Below are 20,129 nucleotides of genomic sequence, written 5' to 3' on the forward strand. Positions count from 1 at the left end.
CCTGGCAGCGCGCGGATTGAAGCGGCACATGGCGATGACCGTCGCAAGCTGGTTTGAAATCCCCGATATCGTGGCTAATTCAGACGTGATCGCCATTGCCCCGCGACGCCTGTTTTCACTCGACCCTCGATTGAACAACCTGCGGTCCGCCCCCCTGCCTCTGCAGGAAGTGGTTTTTTCCTTCGACCTTTGCTGGGATCTGCGAACAGAGCGCGAGCCTGGCCAGAAGTGGCTGCGCAAAGTCATCTCGGACGTGTTCGGCGAAATGCGCGTCTAAGGATCAGGATGTGCAGTATTTCGGCTAAGTGGCGGATAGGTGCTGTCAGACCAATTCGAACCAGTCTCAGTTAACCGCCAGATGTCTGAACCTATGCCGAACAAAGCTGGCGCCACTCGGCGAGGGCGGCGGTGACCTGCTCCCCATAGAGCCCGCTCTTATGGGTTAGCTCTGTTTAGGTTTGTCTTCCTTTAATCGGTTAGCATATTCGTATGGCGTCAGGTCAGCGAGTCTGGAGTGCGACCGGCAGTGGTGGTCAACCAAACTCCCAATCAAGAACGAACCGCATTGATTCAAGCGGCCGTTGCAGGGTCGCCCCTTCTTGGTATGGCAATCTTACGATGAGATGCGTAGAGTTAGTACCGACACGCTTACTCATCTTCGTTGTCGTTTCTTTCCGTTCTAGCAAACGGAACAACTTTTCTATCCTTGCGGCGGTCAATGGTGTCTTGATCCGCGTTCCAAGCCTTCATAAGGGCCAAAAAGCGACGCGTGCTTATGCGATCGATTTTGACTGATCTGGATTCTGTTTCTTCTGGCATGCCGTATGCTCTCAGGGCTTTGGTAGAGGTAGTTTTTCAATCCAATGTATTAACAAAGCCTTAACGATTGAAATTAGATTAGCAGGACATGGCTCGGAATGCTGATCCTGAGAGAGCCTGCGGTCAAAACAGCCGGGTGAGGTACCCATAGTTTCCTAGACGCCGGCCTCGTTCATTTTCTTCTGTTCTTTTTCATAGTAAATTGGCGACAGCATGCTGTCGTTGGTGTGCTTTCGGGTCGGGATGTAGAACATCTCTATGTAATCGAACACGTCCTGCCTTGCTGCGTGGCGTGTAAGATATATTCGCCGTCTGATCCGTTCGCGTTTCAACAGATGGAAGAAGCTTTCTGCGATCGCGTTGTCATGACAGTTCCCACGGCGGCTCATGCTGGCATCCAGATTGTGTTTGCTGAGAAATAATTGCCATTCTTTGCCGGTGAATTATGAACCTTGATCAGAATGAATCATGACCCTGTGCTTTGGCTTGCGCCGCCAAACAGCGCTCAACAATGCCTGCAAAGCCAAGTTAGTCGTCATCCGAGATTGCATTGACCACCCAATGACCCGTCTTGCAAATAGGTCGATCACGACAGCCAAATACGACCAGCCTTCATGCGTTCTGATTTAGGTAATGTCTGTCACCCAAACGCGATCAGGAGCATCAACTTCAAATTGCCTATCGAGGGTGTTGTCGGCAACAATAGCGGGCTTGCCGCCATAGCGACCTGGACGGCGTCTGTAGCCAATCTGCGCCGAGAGCCCTGCAAGATTGGCCAACCGTGCCAAACGGTTCTCAGAGCAGGTCTCGCCAGCATCGCGCAGATCATCGGTCACCTTCCGATACCCGTAAACCTTCCCGCTCTCTGTCCATGCTTGGCGGATCAGCTCCGTCTGCCATGCATCTTCAAGCGCACCTGGCTTAACGGTTCTTTAACCCACGCGTAGAAGCCACTGAAATGCACAGCCAGCACACGACACATCGACCGCACCGAAAACTCTGCACGGTGAGCCTCTATGAACGCGTACTTCACTGAGACTCGCGCGCGAAGTACGCGGTCGCCTTTCTTAGAATGGTCCGTTCCTCGGTCACGCGGGCCAGCTCTCGCTTCAATCGTTTGATCTCAGCAGCCTGTTCGGCAACCTCTGATCGCACATGAGGTGACTTCGCAAATTGCGCCTTCCAAGTGTAAAGCGACTTGGTGCTTATCCCCAACCGCTCAGCAACCTCGCTGACCGCATATCCGCGCTCAACAACCTGCGCCACGGCATCCTGCTTAACTCATCTGTAAACCGTATTCCCTTACTCATATCCGTCTCTCCTTGCTTCCAAAATTACCAAGCAAAGCGTCTACAAATCTAGGGGCACCTCACACATCAATGCCCCGTTCATGCAGCAGATCTTCGACATTTAGAAGTGACAACGGAAAACGAATGTAGAGCATCACTGTCAGGCGGATGATCTCAGGCCTGGTTTTGAAGTACCGAAATAGAGAGCGTTTTGCCAATAGGCCAAATTAAAAAACCGCCATGCCCGCCTCAAGCCAGTCTCCCCAGGCAAAACCGACCTTGGCGGCCCATGCGGCAAAGGTCAGCTTTGAACTTAATCCTCTGTTCTAGTATCGCAAAGATATCGTTTTTAAAGCCAACTGTTAAGCATCGGCCGCCTTATCGTGATTCAATACAGCCCTTGGATCTCCAATGGCAATTGTTTCACCTGCTGATGCTTCAGCACAGTCTTTGGCTGCGGCGTTGATTCCGCCGACCTCAGCTTGTTGTAGCGGTTTGCCGATGCCGTCGATATATCGTCGCGGCTCCGCAGGATGGTAGGTCGTAGGAAAACAAATAGCGTGCGCTGGGTGTTACGACCATTACGGGTTTTAAACAGCTCTCCCACCACCGGCAGATCGCCCAGGCCAGGCACCTTGCTGCTCCCATTGATCCGGTCATCGGTGATCAAGCCGCCCAGCACCACCGTACCGCGGTTGTCGGCCATGACGGTGGTATTAATAACGCGCCGATTGGTAACAAGGTCAGCCGCGCCTTCGACAATGGCGTTGGTGAGGCTCGAAATCTCTTGTTCGATCACCAGTTGCACCACGCCGCCTGCGGTGATCCGTGGCACCACGTTCATGGTGATGCCGACGTCGCGCCGTTCAATCGTTGTGAAAGGCGTGGCGGTATTGCCGTCCGTGGCAAAACTGCCGGTGCGGAAAGGCACGTTCTGACCCACCACGATGGTCGCTGGTTCGTTGTCGAGCGTGGTAACAGAGGGCGTGGATAAGAGCCGCGCACTGGTCGATTGCGAAAGCGCTTGAACGAGGATGCCGAAATCATTACCCCCCGCTCCGAGCGTCAGGCCGGTTGACAGTGCGGAGCCGGCAGGCACACCAACCGCAGACAATACGGAGCCAAGAGAGACCCCGCCGCCATTGGAAAAATTGGTTGCAGCGATGGCGCCATTGGGAATGTTCGGGCCCAGACCAAGCTGCGCGCCGAGCCGCTCGGCGACCTCGCCCGAGACCTCGACAATGGCCGCCTCGATCATCACCTGTGGTCGGCGCACGTCGAGCGCATGGACCAGTTGGCCGATTTCCTGAACCTGCGCAGCGGTGCCGCGCACGATGATAGAGTTAGTGGCCACCGAGGCCGTGATATTGACCGCATCGGGCGTCACAACCCGACTGAGTGGGACAAATGCACCCTCGGCACTATCTTGCCCCTCTGGCGCCGCACCGACATCGGCGGCCACGACATTGGTGATGTCGGTCGCTTCGCCCACGGTGCCTTTGATGATTTCGGCAATCACCTGAGCATCACCGTATTGCAAGTTGAAGACCGTGGTGGCCACAGCCTCGCGCGGATCGCGCCGCGGGGCCACATCCATGGCGATGGCGAGGTTGCGGATTTCGGAAATGTCCTCGGGCGTGCCACGGACCAGCAAAAGGTTCGATCCGGGATCGACGGAGAGCCGCGCACCCGTGCCGGCGGGCCCCAACACCTCAAGGATGGCATTGCCCACGGTGGCCGCATCCGCACTGCGAAAGCGCAGCACTTCGGAGCGCACCTGTGCGTCGCCGTCAAAGCTGCGGGCGATGGCCATGATCCGGTCCACATTGGCTCGGGTGTCGGTGATGACAACGCCATTGGGGTCTTCCACCGCTTCGATATAGCCTGACTCTGCCACCAGAGGGCGTAGCACCCGGACTGCTTCGACCGAAGGCAGACGGTTCAGTCGCAACATCTCGGTCACGAAGTCCTGACTGCCGGCATCGTCGGCTTCGCCCAGATCGGGGCCGCTTGCGGTACGGGCCTCGGCCTCCGGCACCACCTGCCAGATTGATCCCGCCTGTACCGCTACAAAGCCGCGCACGCGCAGAATTGATTGGAAAAGCGACCAGACCCCCTCACTATCAAGCGCCTCGGCAGAGACTACCGTGACCTCGCCCACAAGGCCCGGATCCAGCACCAAGGTGCGGCCGGTAATCTCGGAAATCTGTTCGACCAGTAGGGAGATATCCGCATCGCGCAGGTTGATGACAAAGGTCTCCTGCGCGCGCGACGGGGCGGGCAAAAGGGTCAGCAGCCCTAAAATCAAGGCGGCGAAAAGGGTAAGCGGACGCGTCACTGAAGCGGGAATGACATCACGATCGTGCGGCCATCCCTTTCCAATTCGATGCGGGCAAGGCCGGAGTCGGCGATCACGTCATAAAGCGCGCGATCCTTGTCCACATTGCCGACACTCTGCCCGTTCACTCTTGTCACGATGTCTCCTGCCCTCAATCCAGCGCGGCTTACACCCACGTCGTGCTTTTCCGCTATGGTATAGCCTTTTTCGCCTGGCACCAAACCAATCGTGTCGAGCACCTGAGCCGGATTAGCGATGATGCGCTTACGCCACATGTCGATATAGTCTTGCGTGGTTATCGGTTCGGCCCGCGCCGCGGCGTCCACCTGTTCGCTGATTGAACCGCCCTGCCCCGAAGTGATCAGCGCCATCAGCCGCTCGGCTCCGGTGGGCACTGCTTCGACATCTGAGGCAGCTTCGGCACCCGCGAAATACAGCACAATGTCGGCGCCGTCCTTTGACAGGGTAACACGGTTCTGCGCAATGGCGGTAAGCGTAACACCCGGCGCCACCTCCTCTCCGATGCGGTAATTGCCTTCTGATTGGTCCGAGCGCAGCAGGGCCAGCGAGCGGCTGTGGTGATCCCGCACAATCACCCCCAAGAGGATCAGGTTGAGCGGTGCCTCCGGGGTCTCGGCCTCGGCCACCGGCACCTCGGCGGCACCAAATGGCGCGAGCATTAAAGCAGGGCCAAGATCGGTGGGCGCGGCTTGCACTTCGACCGGCGCGCGCAGCACCGCGACGGGGGGCATGACGCGGTCATGTCCCATCAGCCGCCATGTCACATCCGCCCCGGCCACCGCGACACTGCCCAGAGCGCCAAGGATCACGGCAAGGCGCAGCCATCGACCAAGGGGCGCTATCTTTCTCATGATGGTTCTCCTATGTCGAGATAGCCATCCAAGATGTAAAGCGGCTGGTCCGTCCCCACCGGCGCGCTGCGCAGGGTCACGGCCTCAACTGCCGGGTCTTCGGTGGGGCGGCGGAGCACGATGACATCGAAGTCGATGCCGTAGATTTCCAGCGCGGCGGCCTCTGTCGGCAGCCCAGCGCGCAATTCAGACAGACGGTATTCTGCGGCCCATCGGGCGGCAACGCGATCCGACAGATCGGTGATGCGCCGAGTATGCCCCTCACTGGCCGACAGCAGAGACACCGCGCCGAGCGCCAACACCGCCATGGCCACCAGCGCCTCGATCAGGGTGAAGCCAGCATCCGCCTGCTGGGTCATGGCGCCCCCTCCAACCGCACAGCGTTAAGACCGTCAAATCGTATTACCTCCGAAGGGCCTGTCCCAGACAGCAATTCCAGCGTCAACGGCCCGGCGGCACCGGGATCCATGTCGCGTGACAGCACCATAGCGCCCGCTGCATCGGCGATCCGGGTCTCGCCCCCCAGCAGATGCGGTGCGGCAAGGATCGGCAAGTCATGGGGCTGCCATGTATTGCCATCATACAGATCAAAACGATAGCCCTCCGCCGCCCAGACAAAGCCCATCGGCACCCCCGTCAGCATCACCTCATCCGCCGCGCGGTTGAGCCGTGCCACCAACAGGTCAGCCTCCTGACCTGCTACATCCCCCCGAGGGCCAGAGCCAAAGCTCAGCCCCACCACTCCGGCCAGAATACCGATCAACGCAAGGACAACGAGCACCTCAACCAGCGTCACGCCGGCATCAGGCAATCGCGCTCGGGTTGAGCCGTGGACGGGGGAGTGCTTCACCTGTTGGCCTGCAACTGGCCATGAGCGATATCGGCATTGGCACCCTCGCCCCCCGGCGCGCCATCCGCACCCAGCGACATCAGATCAAATCCGCCAGTCTCGCCCGGCGAGGCGTAAAGATAATCATTGCCCCAAGGGTCAATCGGCACCGCGGTCAAATAGCCATCGGCGACCCAGTTGCGCGGCTCGGGCGGTGAGGTCGGGCGCACGGCCAGCGCCTCAAGCCCCTGCGCCGTCGTGGGGTAAGTGCGGTTATCGAGCCGGTAGAGTTCCAGGGCCGAACTGACCGCACGAATGTCAGATTGCGCCACGGTGACCCGCGCCTCATCTGGGCGACCAATGACGTTGGGCACGATGATCGCGGCCACCAGCGCGATGATCACCAGCACCACCATCATCTCGATCAGCGTCACCCCGGCCTCGCGGTCGCGCAGCGCTGCGCGGGGTCGCGCGTTGCGAAGGCGGGCGGGCCGCGAGTTTTTCCAATGAGACATGAAACTGTTTCCCTATCTGTCGCGTGACTTTGGCTATACTATGATAAAGACAGGATGGATGAAAAGGTAAATTTACGTGACTAATCAAAGTATTACAATGGATTTGGACGCCTCCGAGCGCCCCATTGGCCTGCGTGAAGCACATACTTTGAAACCTTCCCTGTCCCCTGCATCCGCGGGCCTTATAGCGCGGGCAGAGACCTATTGCCCGAAGGAAGATGGACTGTCACCACGGCTGGTGGCTGCCGAGCAAGTTGGCAGCTTCCTCGTCGAGGTGCCCCGCGCCACCGCACGCCAGCGCCGCACCTTGCTGACCTTTGCCGTTGAAGACCGTATCGCGGCACCGATCCAGTCGGTGCAGGTGGTCCAAGGCCCGCTTGACAGCGCCGGTCCGGGGCAGCTGCTTGCCTTTGTCCTGTCGAATGAAATTATGGCCGAGATCGCCGCCGCCGAGCCCCCCCACCTGCCCGAGTTCCTGATGATCCCGCGCCCCCGTGCCGAGGGCGGCCCGTCGTGGTCGGTTTGGCGCGAGGGCGGGCGGGCGGTGGTGCGCACCTCGGAAGGCACCGGCTTTGCCCTGCGCGCGCCGATGCTGCCCCTGCTTTGGGCCCGTGCCGGAAACCCCAAGCTCTACAGCCTCGCCGAGCCACTGGACAACGCCGTGCCCGCCGAAGACCTCTCGGCCGTGCCCCCACCACCAGATCCGCGCGACCTTGCCTTCAGCTTTGCCAGACCGCTTGCCGCCGGGACTGAGGGGGTCGCCGGATGGCGGTGGGCCGCGATGGCCGCTGGCGCGGCCTTGTTGATCCATCTTGGCCTGACTGCTTTTGAAACCGCTGCTCTGAAGCGCATCGCGCAAGACGAACGCAGCGCGGCCGAAGCAGCCATCGCCAGCGTGTTGCCTGGCGTACCGCTGACCGGCGATGTTGCCCCAATTCTTGCCCGTCTCACTCCGGCCCCGAGCGACGCAGGACGCGGCCCTTTTCTACCGCTGCTAAACGAGGTCGCAGGCACCTTGGCGCAGAATCCCGCCACCGTGGAATTTCGCCGCCTGTCCTGGGGCCGCCGCGACAATACGCTGATCGTGCTGATGCAAAGCCCCGGGCTGGAAGATTTGCAACGCATCGAGCAAGATCTTGAAACGGCAGGCTTTGCCGTGCACAGCGGGGCGGCCACCGCCGGCAATGGCGGCGCTGAAGTGGAAATGCGCATCACCGGAGGAGCGGGCGGATGACAGGTTTCGACCGACTCAGCAGGCGCGAGAAATATCTCGTGGCCCTTGTGATCCCGCTGGCTCTGCTGGTGGCGCTTTATCGGTTTGTCTGGATGCCATTGCAGCTGGCCGAGGCGCAGGCGCGCGCCGATATCGCGGCCTATCGTCTTGTTCAAAACACCGCCGCCCTGGCTGCACGGGCCGAGATCGCCCCGACCACACCGGTCAACGACACACCGCTTGCCACTCGCATCACCAGTTCCGCCAGCGCCGCACAACTGACCCTGCGACGGATCGAACCCGAGAGCGACGGCATCCGTGTCACTTTGGACGACACGCCATTCGCCACCTTGTTGCTCTGGCTCGCTGATCTTGAGGAACAGCATGACGTGACCCTCGAGGCGCTCGAAGTCGACCGCCGCCCGGCGCCGGGTGTGATTTCGGCGCGTCTGCTGCTGGGGGAGTTGTGATGACAGAAGCACGCCCACTGCCCCGGCTCGCCTACGGCTTTGCCCAGAACCAAGGCGTCATAATCACGGCGGGGACCAAGGGGCCGCTTTGCCAATACCGGAGCGACGCGCCGCTGGAAGCCCTGATCGAAACGCAGCGGGTGTGTGGCAGCACACTGATCTTCGAAGAAATTACAGCCGCAGAATTCGAGGCCGCGCTTGGCACGATTTATCGCGATTCCGCTTCAGAGGCCGCACAAGTGGCGGCTGATGCGGATGATGATCTGGTCACGCTTGCCGATACCGCCGCCTCGATCGATGACCTTCTGGCACAAAACGACGATGCGCCGGTGGTGCGATTGATCAACGCGCTGTTGCTCGAAGCGGTCAAGGAAGGCGCGTCGGATGTGCATATCGAGACAGAGGAACGCCGCCTTCTGGTGCGCTTCCGGGTCGACGGCATCCTGCGCGAAGTGCTCAGCCCCAAGCGCGCGCTGGCGCCGCTGCTGGTGAGCCGAATCAAGGTCATGGGCAAGCTCGACATTGCCGAAAAGCGCCTACCGCAGGACGGACGTGTGTCGCTGCGGGTCGGCGGCTATGACCTCGACGTGCGGATCTCGACAATCCCCTCGCAATTTGGCGAGCGGGTGGTGCTGCGTCTCTTGGACCGCGGCCAAACCCTGCGCGGCATCGACCATTTAGGCCTCTCGCCGCGCGATAATACAGTATTGAAACGCATCCTTGCCCTGCCCGACGGCATGGTGCTGGTGACCGGCCCCACCGGCTCGGGCAAAACCACGACGCTCTATGCGGGGCTCGACATGCTCAACGACCGGCAGCGCAATATTATGACGGTCGAGGACCCGATTGAATATACTATGGACGGCGTCGGGCAGATGCAGGTCAATGCCAAGACCGACCTTAGCTTTGCCCGTGGGCTACGTGCGATCCTGCGACAGGATCCGGATGTCATCATGGTGGGCGAAATCCGAGACCGCGAAACCGCGCAGATCGCGGTGGAATCGGCGATGACGGGGCATCTGGTGATCTCGACCCTGCACACCAATACCGCCATCGGTGCGGTGTCACGGCTGGTGGAGATGGGAGTGGAGCGGTTCCTGCTGGCACCGATGCTGCGCGGGCTGATCGCGCAACGTCTGGTGCGGCGCAACTGCCCAGATTGTCTGGGTGATCATGCAGTTACCCAAGCCGAAAGTGACCTGCTGGCGGGCAAGATCAAAGCTGGGGAGATCGTGCAACGCGGCCTGGGCTGCGGCAATTGCCAGAACAGCGGGCATCGCGGGCGCCTGCCACTCTATGAGATCATTGAGGTTGATGGTGATCTTGAGCGGATGATGCACGAAGGCCAGTCCGAAGCCAGCCTGATCGCGGCGGCACGGGCGCGGGGGCCGGGAATTTTGGAAGACGGCATTGCCAAGATGCGCAGCGGCCTAACCACGGCACAAGAGGTTGCCCGCGCGATCCACGAAGGCGCGGCTCTTCCCCCGCCTGCCCCCGATGCCGTGTCCGCGCCGGAGGCTGACTGATGCCCGCCTTTGCCTATGAAGCCCTAACCACCGCAGGGAAATCCGCCAAAGGGATTATCGAGGCCGCCAGCGCCGCCGCAGCGCGCCGCAGCCTGCGCCAGCGCAACCTTGCGCCGCTTTCTGTCGAACCCACAAAACAAGGAAAGGCGGCCAAACCTTCGGGCTTTGGCAAACCGCGCATCCCGCGCCGCGCGTTGACGCTGCTGACCCGGCAGTTGGCCACGCTTGTCGGGTCGGGTATCGGGGTCGAACAGGCGTTAAAAACCGTAGCCGATCAAAGTGCCAAACCGGCAGTGACCTCGCTGCTGCTCAACCTACGCGCCTCCGTGCTGGAGGGCCGCAGTTTTGCCCAAGCGCTTGGCGATTATCCGGCCGTTTTTGGCGATTTCTACCGCGCGTCGGTGGCAGCAGGGGAATCCTCGGGCCAGTTGGGTCAGGTGATGGAGCATCTCTCGAGCTTTGTTGAAACCCGCGCCAAGAACCGCCAAACCGTGCAACTGGCGCTGCTTTATCCGGCAATCCTTGCCGTGGTGTCTCTCGCGGTGATCGTGGCGCTGTTGACCTTTGTCGTGCCAGACATCGTGCGCGTCTTTACTTCGCGCGGCGCGGAACTGCCGTTTCTTACGCGTTCGCTGATCTCAGTCAGCGATTTCATCAATACATGGGGATTGGTGGTCCTTGGTGGGCTGGTGGCTTTGGGGCTGGCGGGAGCGAGTCTGCTGCGGCAGCCCGCGATCCGACTGCGCTGGCACCGTTTTCTGTCACGCTCGATGCTGACGCGAGGGTTCTCGCTCAAGACCAATGCGGTGCAGTTTGCCGGCACCCTTGCAACCCTGACTGTAAGCCGCGTGCCCTTGGTCGACGCGCTGGCCGCAGCTGCCCAGACCGTGCCCAATCTGCATATCCGCGCCAAGGTCGCTCAGGCGACGGCGCGGGTGCGCGAAGGGGTGGCCCTGTCTCAGGCGCTTGAGGAGGCCAAGGTCTTCCCGCCCATGTTGATCGCGATGGTGGCCAGTGGAGAGGCCGGCGGCGTGCTCGGCGCGACCCTAACCCGCGCTGCTGACGATCAGGAACGCGACCTGAATGCGCTGGTCGCAGCACTGGTTGCGCTGGTTGAGCCAGCGGTTTTGCTGATCATGGGTGGGATTGTCATGCTTTTGGTGCTGTCGATCCTGCTGCCCATCGTCAACCTGAACAATCTGGTGAACTAGAAGGGATATTCGATGATGATCGGGCCGCCTGTCGGCATGCCGGGCACCAAGATCGCTCCTTCGGGTTCGATCCGTGCGATCAGGCGGCGGTCACCCGTCACCGTGATCTCTGCCAACACGCTGTCACGGTCACGCAGCAAGCCGCGGGCGTCGCTGCCTTGGGTGGTCAGGTCAAGCGTCATTTGCGGCACTGTCGCCGCGCGGCCCAGCAGGTCTTCGCAGTTGCCCGCATCGACCGAGACAACCCCTGCCGCAGCCGCACGGCCCTCCTGCCAGCGCAGGGTCTGCACATCGACTACCGCACGGGACGTGCAGTTAGTTAGTGCGAGGTCAGGCACCAAAGCCAAAAGCCCCGGCCCCGCGCGGCCCACGACCGTCCGGGCTTCAAGCGCCCAAGGCGTGGCGCTTGCCACCCCGGTTAACTTGGTATCACCGCCCTGCAGCGCCCAATCGACCACGGCGCGTGCCAGCAGCAAGGACCGCCCCCGGACCTCCCAATCCAGCGAATATCCACCGCTGAGCACTGCGCGGCCTTTCCACAGGCTGCCATACAGGTCAGTAATCTGTGCAGGGACTACCGCAACGCGGTGCAGCGCGGTCGCCGGCAGGGTGACGATCAATGCAGCTAAATAGATAAGGAACGCAGTAGATGCCAAAAGCACGAGCGAAACAAACGACCGAAACCGCGATTTGCGGAGCCGGTGCGGCGCTGACGCGGCGGCGTCTGTTGCAGGGTCTTGGTGGGTCATCGGCGCTCTTTGGTTTGTCGGGCTGCGGCGGGCTGTCTTTGACGGGGGGTGACAAGCTGCCGCCAGCCAATGCGGTGGGTCAGGCGGTTCTGCTGGCGCCGCTCAGCGGGCCGCGTGCCTCATTAGGGCAGATCATGCTGGCCGCCGCAAGCCTTGGGGGCAATTCCACCACCCCGGGCGCAGAGGTGGCTGTTATTGATGCGGGTGACAGTGACGCTTCGGCAGTCGCCGCGGCCAAGACGGCGCTGGCAGGCGGTGCGCGGATGTTCCTCGGGCCGCTGTTTTCGGGGCAAAGCCGCGCCGTGGCGGCAGCCGTTAATGTGCCGGTTGTGTCGCTGTCCAACGACAGTTCGATCGCAGGCGACAATCTGTTTGTCTTTGGCATTACCCCACACCAATCGGCCAAGGCGATCCTCGGCTTTGCCGCCTCACGCGGTAAGCGCAGCGTGGTCACCGTTGTCCCGCCCGGCGCCTTTGGTGCCCTGTCGGCGACGGCCGCGCAGGCGATGGCGGCCAGCGTGGGGATCAAGATGCCCGCCCCGGTTGTCGCCGCTACTGCCGCCGGGCTGATGGACCAGATCCGCGCGGCAAACGGTGGTGCGCTGCCCGATGCGGTCTACCTGCCTGTGGTCGGTGACCCCTTCGAGGAACAGGCGGCTGCGATCAAGCCCAGCGGTGTGCAATTATTGGGCTCCGAGCAATGGGCTTCGATCACCCCCTACCGGATCGGGGCACTGCAGGACGGATGGTTCACGGCACCCGACCCCGTGGGCTTTGAAGCCTTCGCCACGGCCTTTGCTGAAGTCAGTGAGGCCGATCCCGGCGTGCTGGCGGGGCTGGCCTTTGACGCGGTGGAAATGGCCCGCATCCTTGGCCGGATCGCCCAGCAAGACCGCAAGGGGCTGCTGCGAGAGGCTGGTTTTGACGGCGTCGTGGGCCCTTACCGGTTCCAAAAAGACGGGCAATGCAGCCGCGGTTTGGCAATCCTCAGCGTGACCAATGGTGCCAACAACTTGATCGGCTCGACCGGGGCATGAATTCCCGGCGCGACCGCATGGCCGGGGTGACACTGGTCGAGATGCTGGTGGCGCTGAGCCTCTTTGCCATGGTCGGTCTGGCCGCCTTTACCACCCTGGAAACGATTCTGCGGGTGCGTGCACAGACCGATGGGCGGCTGGAGCATCTGGCCCGGCTTGACCGCGCATTGATGATCTTTGGTCGCGACATGATCGAGGCCGACCCGCAGGCTATTACGCTGGAAGAGGGCATACTGTCGGCGACGTTGCAAGACGGTCGCACCCTGCGGCGCTACTTGCTGACCGAGGGGGCTTTGCAGCGCCAGTCTGGCAAGCCAAACGCCGACCCTGATCTGATGCAGACACTTGTGGAGGAGGTCGGGACGCTGACCTTCCGGGTGCTGGACAACGAACGGGTCTGGCATGGCATCTGGCCCGATCCCGCAGGCGATGGTGCGGCCTCTGCCATCGATCTGACATTCGAAGTTGCCGGGTCGAGAACGCTGCGCCGGTTGGTGCTGCTCAGTCAGACGGTGCCGAAATGAGGGCGCACGATGCCGGGGTGATCCTGATCAACGTGCTGGTGGCGCTGGCACTGGGCGCGACCATTGTTGTCTTGATGTTCACCTCGCAAGAAAACCTGATGGACCGCACCCGCCGGGCAGCGGCGGCCACGCAGGCCGAAGCTCTGACGCTCGGCGCGGAGGCGTCGCTGGTAGCAGCCCTGCGCCGCGACATGGAAGAGGCACCCGAGACCGACCATATGGCCGAGCCTTGGGCGCTGGCCGCGCAGGGAGAAGTGCAACTGGAGACCGGCAGCTTCTCGATCACCGTGAGTGACGCACAAGCGCGATTTGATCTAAACGCCTTGGCCGCGGGCCGTCTTGCGCAGCAACAGACGCTGGCGCGACTAATCACTGCAGTCGAACTGCCCGACCAAGTGGCCCTCGACATCATTGACCACCTGACCCGGCGCGGCCCGGTGCGCGATCTGGCCGAGATCGAAGCGCTCGACGCCACGACCCGTGCCGCCTTGGCCCCCTATGTAAGCCTGCTGCCGCAGCCCGGCGATGTGAATATGAACACCGCCAGTGAGGCGGTAATTGCCCTGATGCTAGGCTCGCCCAGTGCAGCGCGGCAGTTGATCAGACGACGCGCAGCGGCAGGGTTTCTCACCAAAGGGGACCTTACGGATGCAGGAATCGTGGCGCTGAACGGGATCGGGTTCACTTCAGCGGTCTATGATGTAGAAAGCCGGGCCGAGGTCGATGGCATTACTATCACTTTGACCTCCCGGCTTTTGCGCCGCACGGTGCTGGGCCAGAAGGAAGTGCGTGTCATCACCCGCAGCTTCTCGCCGCGGGGCTCAGGCACGCCCCCCCTGCCCGCGCCACCACCTCTTCGCCCCTGAAAGCGACAGGGCAACAAAAATCGCGGCCCTCGTTGCCGAGGGCCGCGCTCCAAATGTCATGCAGTACCCTGCGTTTGGCCTGAACCTTACGGATTGAACGGCTCGCGCGTCGGGAACTTGGGCAAGGTCACACTGGCGAGCGAAATCGGCTCGCCATTGCGGTCTTGGGCGAAGGCACGGGCAAAGTCCGCGCCTAGGGCCGCAAGGCCATTCGCTGCGCTGCCGCCGCCACAGGCGACCAGAACGCCGCCCACAAGCACCAGGATCGAGATATTCTTCAACATTGGAATTTTCCTCTTCCTTTGTGTTTAGTTGTTGGGCGAACCGGCGATCGGCGTGTTTAGATAGGGGAACACATCCTGCAGTTCGGTGGCCCGCAGCGGCGCACCATCTGTCAGCGGCACAAGGCCAGCCGGTGCAGTTTCGCTGGGTTCACCATCGCCACAGAGACCAAGGTTGATGCTGTCCTCGGCATTGGGATCGCCACTAACTTCCTGACCAAGCGGCACGTTATGGCACAGACGGCCCATCACGACACGCAGAGCAAGGTCGACGGTGTCGTCACCGGGGCGACGGCCATTGGGGAAACCACCCAAGTCTTCAGCCAGCAGGCCAAAGGTGTGCTGTTGATCACGCGGGGTTGCCGGGAAGGCTGTGTTCAGACGCAGCATTTCAGACAAGTCGGTCGATGCGTCAAAGCCCGCGGGCTGGTTAACCCCCGGAAAGCCGCTAAGAAAGGCAGTCACAAGGTCGTTGCGCGGGAAGTTCGACGGCGCGATATTGTCGCTTGCGCCAAGCGCGTCGCGGAACAGGATGTCGATCAGCGCTGGCAATGTCGGATTGGTCACATAGACCGCCAGTGCCTCGTCGATTGTTGGCTCAGCGGCGTTGAAGAGATCCTTGTCGGCCAAACCGATGACGACTTCGTTGACTAGCGGGTTCGACAGACGCGACTGCTGCACCCAGGCACCGCCATAAAGTGAAGTCTGCTCATAGGTGGGCGATGGATCCTCAAGCTCACCCTGCGGCAGGCTCGCGGTTGTCCATGCGCCGATCACAGTCTCGTCACCCTGTGTCAGACAGTCGATCGGGACTTCCAGCGCCAGTGTGGTCACATTGGCCTTATCGATCAGGTCGTCATTAGCGCGGTCTTGCACGATGCCGTTCGGATTAAAACCCGGGTCATTGTACTGAGGCCACATCGGGTTGTCCGGGCCTTGGACGGGCACAAGGTTCACGAGGTCAAAAATCTCGCCAAGGTTCACCGCAAAGGCTTCTGCACGCTGGCCGGCAAAGACACGGCCAGTGCCGCAGCCTGGGATCTCGACTTTGTCATAGATATAGGCGTCAGCATAGGCCTGGTAGTCGGGCAAAGTCTTGTTGCCGACATTGTCGAGCGGCTTGGTAAAGGTCGCGCCACCGGAATGGGTCAGCGCCGCACGCTCACCGCTGCGACGGTCGCCGGTGATCATGGTCACGCCGTAAGTCTCGGTCTCGCCCAAAGCGGCTATCGGTCTGCTTGCGGTGATCTGCCCGGCTGTGCGCAGCGGGATGCCGACCATCTCGCCATTAATGTCGAGTTGGATGCCGGTGCCGTCTTTCAGATTGTTGTCGAACTGGAATTGGAAGGTGATTTCTTCTTCGGCGTCAGCGTCATTGCTAACGTGGATCTCATATATCGCATCGGGGTCCATGGTGAAATAATTCGGACCGCCGTAGGGCGCTTGCAGAGGCTGGTAGTTGGCAATCAGCGTCACATAATCGCCGCGGCCTGCCTCATAGCTCTTGAACATATAAAAATCAGTAGCGTCGATCTTTGGCTGCTCGGTTATGCTAGGCGCTTCGCGGTGTGACGAGGCTGATGCGAGGGTTGCGGTCAGGCACAATGCGCTGGCGCAGCTCCCCTGCAGCAGGGTACGAATGGAAATGGTCATTGGTCTCTCCCAAGTTGGCATTTTTCTTACATAATCTTAGGTTGTCTCTCCCTGCGAACGCTGAAAAAATGCAACTCAGTTTTCGCATTGTGGTAGTCACGTAACCCGTCCGGAAAGGTTTCAAAGTTTGTGAAAAAAGCTTGTTTCCGGGTGGCGGGATGATTTGTAGGCCAGCAACATGCCTTTGATTCCCGATATGCCACCTGCCCTATTCGTTGTAAGCACGGCCATATTGGCCGTTCTTCTGAGCCTGCTTGTCAGGACCGACCTGCGCGAGAAACGCCTACCGGACCGATATACTCTGCCGCTCATCGTTCTGGGTCTTACTCTGAATACCTTTGTCCGGGGTGCGCTACCGACAGGTGAGATCTGGGGGGCGATATTTGGCTATTTGGCCTTCTGGGCGCTTGGTAGTCTTTTTTTCAGCCTGCGAAGACAAGAAGGGCTTGGGCTCGGCGATGCCAAGCTTCTCGCCGCCGCCGGCGCCTGGCTCGGGCTTGAGGCCTTGCCGTTGGTCGTGCTGATCTCGGCACTCGGGGCTTTGGGTTTCGCTTTGATCTCCCGGCGCGAACGAACGGACCAACTCGCTTTTGGTCCTTGGCTTGCCGCAGCCTTCTTTGTCTTGTGGATAGTCAGGGTAGATACCATTTGATAGCGCCCGACAATGTCACTGAATCACCGCCCCACTTAATATTGAAGTGGTCCTGCTTTTCAGGACAGGTTTGCGGCTCAGCTAAGATGTAATCGGGTTGGTTTCATGCCGCCTTCTGGGTTCGTGCTGTGTCGAAGAATGCGTCGTCAGGGGATTGTTTGTCGAGAGCCGTGTGGGGCCGCTCAGAGTGGTAGAACCCAATCCAGTCAGTGATCACGCATTTAGCTTGGATCCCTTCCTGCAATTCGGGCAGATACGGCACCGCACCCCGGGTCTTTGTGGAACCGCCTGCCGGATGAGACGCGGGCGGATATCATCGAATTTGCCTTGGAGCATGAAGACTTGGCGCCCCGTGAGTTGGCGGTGAAATATACCGATGAGAAGCAGTATTTTATTTCGGAATCAACGGTTTACCGCATCCTGAAGGCGGAAGATCTGATCACGGCGCCAGCGCATATCGTGATGAAGGCCGCCAGTGAGTTCAAAAACAAGACCACGCGGCCCAACGAGCTCTGGCAGACCGACTTCACTTATCTGAAGGTCTTGGGCTGGGGCTGGTTCTACCTGTCGACCATCCTGGACGACTACAGCGGGTACATCATCTCCTGGAAGCTTTGCACGACGATGAAGGTTGAGGACGTGACCGCCACGCTCGACCGGGCGCTGGAAGCCTCGGGCTGCGACAGCGCAATCGTTGTCGCCAAACCCAGGCTGCTCAGCGACAACGGCTCGTCTTACATCGCAGGGGACTTGGCGGATTACCTCGACGAAAAGGGCATGGATCATGTCCGAGGCGCGCCATACCACCCACAGACCCAAGGCAAAATCGAGCGGTGGCACCAGACCATGAAAAACGGTGTCCTGCTCGAGCATTACTTCCTGCCCGGTGATCTCGAGCGCCAGATCGGCGCCTTCGTGGAATACTACAACAACCAACGCTACCACGAGAGCCTTGGGAACCTGACGCCAGCCGATGTCTACTTTGGGCGCGCTGAGCAGATCCTGAAACAGCGAGAGGAAATCAAACGAAAAACCATGATCAAGCGGCGCTTGCGCCACCAAACTGAAAACGCATAAACTCAATCAAGGATGAGCCAGAGCCTCCAAATGAAAGCATGCTCTGATGTCCCAAATTATCTGACGACGGACAGTGCGTTACTCATTGAACTCCAGACCTTATACAGGGTCGAAACACCGAGAAGTTGCGACTAAGCGGACGTTGGTACAGAGTGCAGCGAATGGCGGCTCTCCGCCCTCTGTGACCGTCAGACCATACCCACCGCCCTACCGATGAATTGGCCTTTTGCCGTCCTCCTCCTGCAGCATCGCTTCCATTTCTTCTAAGCCATCGACTGCAGAGCGCATCTGCGCCTCATCAGCTACGCTAGCAGCTTCAGAATCCGCAACTTGGCCCCCAAAATCCATCTCCATCTGGCGCTGTTCCTCAACGACGACGGCTTGAACAACTGGCGCAGTCTTCTTTGGGGCGACATCGGATTGCTCTGACGATTGGCCATCAGCCGCCTGGCGTGCGGCCTCAACGTCGGCGTTGTATCTGCCTGATCCATCCGGCGGTGTCATCGGCATGGCGCGCACACTCAGCGGCAGCGTGCCGTGCGATCCCCCTCCTCCCGGCTTCGGAAACGGCAACTCGCCCGTCTGCGCCGCATGGATCGCCTTGAACAGGCGGTCGTCAAAATACTGGATCCGCTTTGCGCGGACCGGCATCTGGGCATCGATGACCATGACGATTTCATCGAGCGGCAGGCGGCGCGCCTCATCTTCGGGCAACAACGAGCTCTCTTCAGTCCGTGTGGATTGGCTGCGCCCTTCAAAGGGGTTCTTGCCGATGGACTGGGATCGCGTGATGACGGTCTTCGTGGTCTTGCCGACCGCCTTGCTCAGCTCCTCGACGGTCTTTTCATCCGAAGGTGTCAAGTAAAGCTTCACGCCCGCGTTGCCCTGCAGGGCGCGGCGGGTGTTCTCGCCGTAGATTTCATCGAGGGCGGGGATGGTTTGGGTGACCACGGCAAGGTGACCTCGATAAGTGCGCAGGGTCTCGATGCTTTCGACCACGATGGGCATTTTTCCGAGACGGTTGAACTCGTCGAGCATGATCATCACTGGCCACGGCTCGTCTGGCCCGGGATCCTTTTCCTGCATGGCCGAGAGCAGGTCGGAGAAAAACAGCCGGATCAGCGGCGCGAGCGGCTTCACCATCAGCGGCTGGACCACGAGATAGACCGAAAAGGGCTTCTTGCGGATCGTTCGGAAATCAAAATCCGACACCGCTGTCGCCTGATCGATGGCCGGGTTCTGCCATTGATCGAGCCCCGATGTCATCAGGAGCGAGACGTAAGAGGTCAGCGTATCGTTGTTGGTCGAGGCCAGCCGCGTGAAGATCAGCTTGGCGGCCCTGTTGTCCACCTCATGGCCCCGCGCGAAATACTCCTTCTGCTTGTTCCCGCCCGAGGCGGCGATGCGGTAGATCTCGCCCAAGGTCGGACGCTTGCGCTGGAAGGCCAAGAGCCCTGCTGCCACAAAGAGATCGATCCCGCCCTTGAGCAGCCCCTGCACCCGGTCATTGTCGCTTTGCAGGAAGAGCGTCGCCAGGAGCTGCAATTCCATCTGCTGGCGCGCGGGATCTTTCAACTCATAGATGCGCAGGAGCGGGTTGTAGCGATGCGTGCGCTTGCCCTCCCAATCGGTGGGGGCAAAGCGATAGACCTTGTCGCCTTGGGCTGCGCGGTGCCGGGCCGTGGCCTCGAAACACTCGCCCTTCACATCGAGCGTCACGGCGGAGCCTTGCCAGGTCAGCAGGTTCGGAATGACAAAGCCCGTGGTCTTGCCGCGGCCCGTGGGGGCCACGATCAGCGCATGGGGGAAGACCTTGGAGCAGATGTAGTTGGCGCGGGAGCCCGGCGGCCCCAGCTTGCCGAGGATGAACCCGGTACCGGGCGCTCCGAAGAAGCCATTGGCCTTCATCTCGCGCGCGGTCTGCCAATGGGTCTGGCCAAAGCGTGTCAGAGCGGACCCCGAGAGGGCGAGGCTCAGCATCAGGCCGGCGGCGGCGAAGCTGCCGATGATCAGGTGAATAAGTTGCGCGTCTTCCGGGCGGCGATCGAGGATCGCCAGATAGTTCTGCGCGATATAGGCAAAGTCGATCTCGGCTCCGAAGCCGAGATCCTGATAGGTCAGCACCGCCGAGGCGATGGTGTAGCCTATGGCGGCGGTCACCAGCGTTACCAGCAGGACGCCCGTGGCGATCCGCGCCTTTCCCATGGC

Annotated in this window: 18 protein-coding genes and 3 pseudogenes; 10 read left to right on the top strand and 11 right to left on the bottom strand. The window is 60.7% G+C overall.

Going from position 1 to position 20,129, the window contains the following annotated elements; all coding sequences use genetic code 11:
* On the top strand, positions 1 to 277 hold a 277-nt coding region (locus tag ABMC89_RS15870), incomplete at its 5' end, for a type 2 periplasmic-binding domain-containing protein (protein WP_500812334.1).
* 697 nt (positions 278 to 974) lie between these two features.
* On the opposite strand, the pseudogene ABMC89_RS15875 reads toward ABMC89_RS15870, so the two are convergent.
* From ABMC89_RS15875 to gspG, 7 genes and pseudogenes are all read right to left on the bottom strand, one after another.
* Positions 975 to 2,129: pseudogene (locus ABMC89_RS15875) on the bottom strand (IS3 family transposase).
* 62 nt (positions 2,130 to 2,191) lie between these two features.
* Positions 2,192 to 2,326 (bottom strand): annotated as a pseudogene (locus tag ABMC89_RS15880) (IS6 family transposase); the annotation flags it as partial.
* A gap of 170 nt (positions 2,327 to 2,496) precedes the next feature.
* Positions 2,497 to 4,446, bottom strand: a complete 1,950-nt coding sequence (gene gspD / locus ABMC89_RS15885) for a type II secretion system secretin GspD (RefSeq protein WP_349569726.1) — start codon at positions 4,444 to 4,446, stop codon at positions 2,497 to 2,499.
* Entirely contained in the window at positions 4,443 to 5,318 is an 876-nt protein-coding gene (locus tag ABMC89_RS15890; RefSeq protein ID WP_349569727.1) for a type II secretion system protein N, read from the bottom strand. The genes gspD and ABMC89_RS15890 overlap by 4 nt, the downstream gene beginning before the upstream one ends.
* On the bottom strand, positions 5,315 to 5,677 hold the full coding sequence (gene gspI / locus ABMC89_RS15895) for a type II secretion system minor pseudopilin GspI (RefSeq protein ID WP_349569729.1): 363 nt from the start codon (positions 5,675 to 5,677) through the stop codon (positions 5,315 to 5,317). The genes ABMC89_RS15890 and gspI overlap by 4 nt, the downstream gene beginning before the upstream one ends.
* The gene (locus ABMC89_RS15900) at positions 5,674 to 6,114 is read right to left on the bottom strand and encodes a prepilin-type N-terminal cleavage/methylation domain-containing protein (RefSeq protein ID WP_349569731.1); all 441 of its coding nucleotides are present in this window, start codon (positions 6,112 to 6,114) and stop codon (positions 5,674 to 5,676) included. Before ABMC89_RS15900 ends, gspI begins: the two co-directional genes overlap by 4 nt.
* 50 nt (positions 6,115 to 6,164) lie before the next feature.
* On the bottom strand, positions 6,165 to 6,662 hold the full coding sequence (gspG, locus tag ABMC89_RS15905; RefSeq protein WP_349569733.1) for a type II secretion system major pseudopilin GspG: 498 nt from the start codon (positions 6,660 to 6,662) through the stop codon (positions 6,165 to 6,167).
* A gap of 238 nt (positions 6,663 to 6,900) precedes the next feature.
* On the opposite strand from gspG, the gene gspL reads away from it, so the two are divergent.
* From gspL to gspF, 4 genes are read left to right on the top strand one after another with little or no spacing between them, the layout of a single operon-like run.
* Positions 6,901 to 7,896 (top strand): type II secretion system protein GspL, encoded by a 996-nt coding sequence (gspL, locus tag ABMC89_RS15910; protein ID WP_349569735.1) that lies wholly within the window; start codon positions 6,901 to 6,903, stop codon positions 7,894 to 7,896.
* Positions 7,893 to 8,345 carry a type II secretion system protein M gene (locus ABMC89_RS15915; protein ID WP_349569737.1) on the top strand — a complete coding sequence of 151 codons (453 nt, stop codon included), beginning with the start codon at positions 7,893 to 7,895 and terminating at the stop codon, positions 8,343 to 8,345. The genes gspL and ABMC89_RS15915 overlap by 4 nt, the downstream gene beginning before the upstream one ends.
* Positions 8,345 to 9,871: a GspE/PulE family protein gene (locus ABMC89_RS15920; RefSeq protein ID WP_349569739.1), complete on the top strand. Its 1,527-nt coding sequence runs from the start codon at positions 8,345 to 8,347 to the stop codon at positions 9,869 to 9,871. Before ABMC89_RS15915 ends, ABMC89_RS15920 begins: the two co-directional genes overlap by 1 nt.
* Positions 9,871 to 11,082, top strand: a complete 1,212-nt coding sequence (gene gspF / locus ABMC89_RS15925; RefSeq protein WP_349569741.1) for a type II secretion system inner membrane protein GspF — start codon at positions 9,871 to 9,873, stop codon at positions 11,080 to 11,082. The genes ABMC89_RS15920 and gspF overlap by 1 nt, the downstream gene beginning before the upstream one ends.
* Here gspF and ABMC89_RS15930 read toward each other — a convergent pair.
* On the bottom strand, positions 11,079 to 11,702 hold the full coding sequence (locus ABMC89_RS15930; protein WP_349569743.1) for a hypothetical protein: 624 nt from the start codon (positions 11,700 to 11,702) through the stop codon (positions 11,079 to 11,081). The genes gspF and ABMC89_RS15930 overlap by 4 nt on opposite strands.
* A 29-nt stretch (positions 11,703 to 11,731) precedes the next feature.
* Here ABMC89_RS15930 and ABMC89_RS15935 point away from each other — a divergent pair, with 29 nt between their 5' ends.
* From ABMC89_RS15935 to ABMC89_RS15945, 3 genes are read left to right on the top strand one after another with little or no spacing between them, the layout of a single operon-like run.
* Positions 11,732 to 12,868 (top strand): type 1 periplasmic-binding domain-containing protein, encoded by a 1,137-nt coding sequence (locus ABMC89_RS15935; protein ID WP_349569745.1) that lies wholly within the window; start codon positions 11,732 to 11,734, stop codon positions 12,866 to 12,868.
* Entirely contained in the window at positions 12,865 to 13,392 is a 528-nt protein-coding gene (locus ABMC89_RS15940; protein WP_349569747.1) for a type II secretion system protein GspJ, read from the top strand. The genes ABMC89_RS15935 and ABMC89_RS15940 overlap by 4 nt, the downstream gene beginning before the upstream one ends.
* Complete coding sequence (locus ABMC89_RS15945; protein ID WP_349569749.1) at positions 13,389 to 14,258, top strand: type II secretion system minor pseudopilin; 870 nt, start codon at positions 13,389 to 13,391, stop codon at positions 14,256 to 14,258. The genes ABMC89_RS15940 and ABMC89_RS15945 overlap by 4 nt, the downstream gene beginning before the upstream one ends.
* Before the next feature lie 86 nt (positions 14,259 to 14,344).
* Here the strand turns inward: ABMC89_RS15945 and ABMC89_RS15950 are convergent, their stop codons facing one another.
* Positions 14,345 to 14,542 carry a hypothetical protein gene (locus tag ABMC89_RS15950; RefSeq protein ID WP_349569751.1) on the bottom strand — a complete coding sequence of 66 codons (198 nt, stop codon included), beginning with the start codon at positions 14,540 to 14,542 and terminating at the stop codon, positions 14,345 to 14,347.
* Positions 14,543 to 14,566: 24 nt separating this feature from the next.
* On the bottom strand, positions 14,567 to 16,192 hold the full coding sequence (locus ABMC89_RS15955) for a DUF4331 domain-containing protein (RefSeq protein WP_349569753.1): 1,626 nt from the start codon (positions 16,190 to 16,192) through the stop codon (positions 14,567 to 14,569).
* 232 nt (positions 16,193 to 16,424) lie between these two features.
* Here ABMC89_RS15955 and ABMC89_RS15960 point away from each other — a divergent pair, with 232 nt between their 5' ends.
* The gene (locus tag ABMC89_RS15960) at positions 16,425 to 16,844 is read left to right on the top strand and encodes a prepilin peptidase (RefSeq protein ID WP_349569755.1); all 420 of its coding nucleotides are present in this window, start codon (positions 16,425 to 16,427) and stop codon (positions 16,842 to 16,844) included.
* Between the two features lie 273 nt (positions 16,845 to 17,117).
* A pseudogene (locus ABMC89_RS15965) lies at positions 17,118 to 17,921 on the top strand (transposase); the annotation flags it as partial.
* A gap of 207 nt (positions 17,922 to 18,128) precedes the next feature.
* On the opposite strand, the gene ABMC89_RS15970 reads toward ABMC89_RS15965, so the two are convergent.
* Positions 18,129 to 20,126 (bottom strand): type IV secretory system conjugative DNA transfer family protein, encoded by a 1,998-nt coding sequence (locus tag ABMC89_RS15970; protein WP_349569928.1) that lies wholly within the window; start codon positions 20,124 to 20,126, stop codon positions 18,129 to 18,131.
* Positions 20,127 to 20,129: the final 3 nt, after the last annotated feature.

The organism is Sulfitobacter sp. HNIBRBA3233 (assembly GCF_040149665.1).
GTDB classification, from domain to species: domain Bacteria; phylum Pseudomonadota; class Alphaproteobacteria; order Rhodobacterales; family Rhodobacteraceae; genus Sulfitobacter; species Sulfitobacter marinivivus.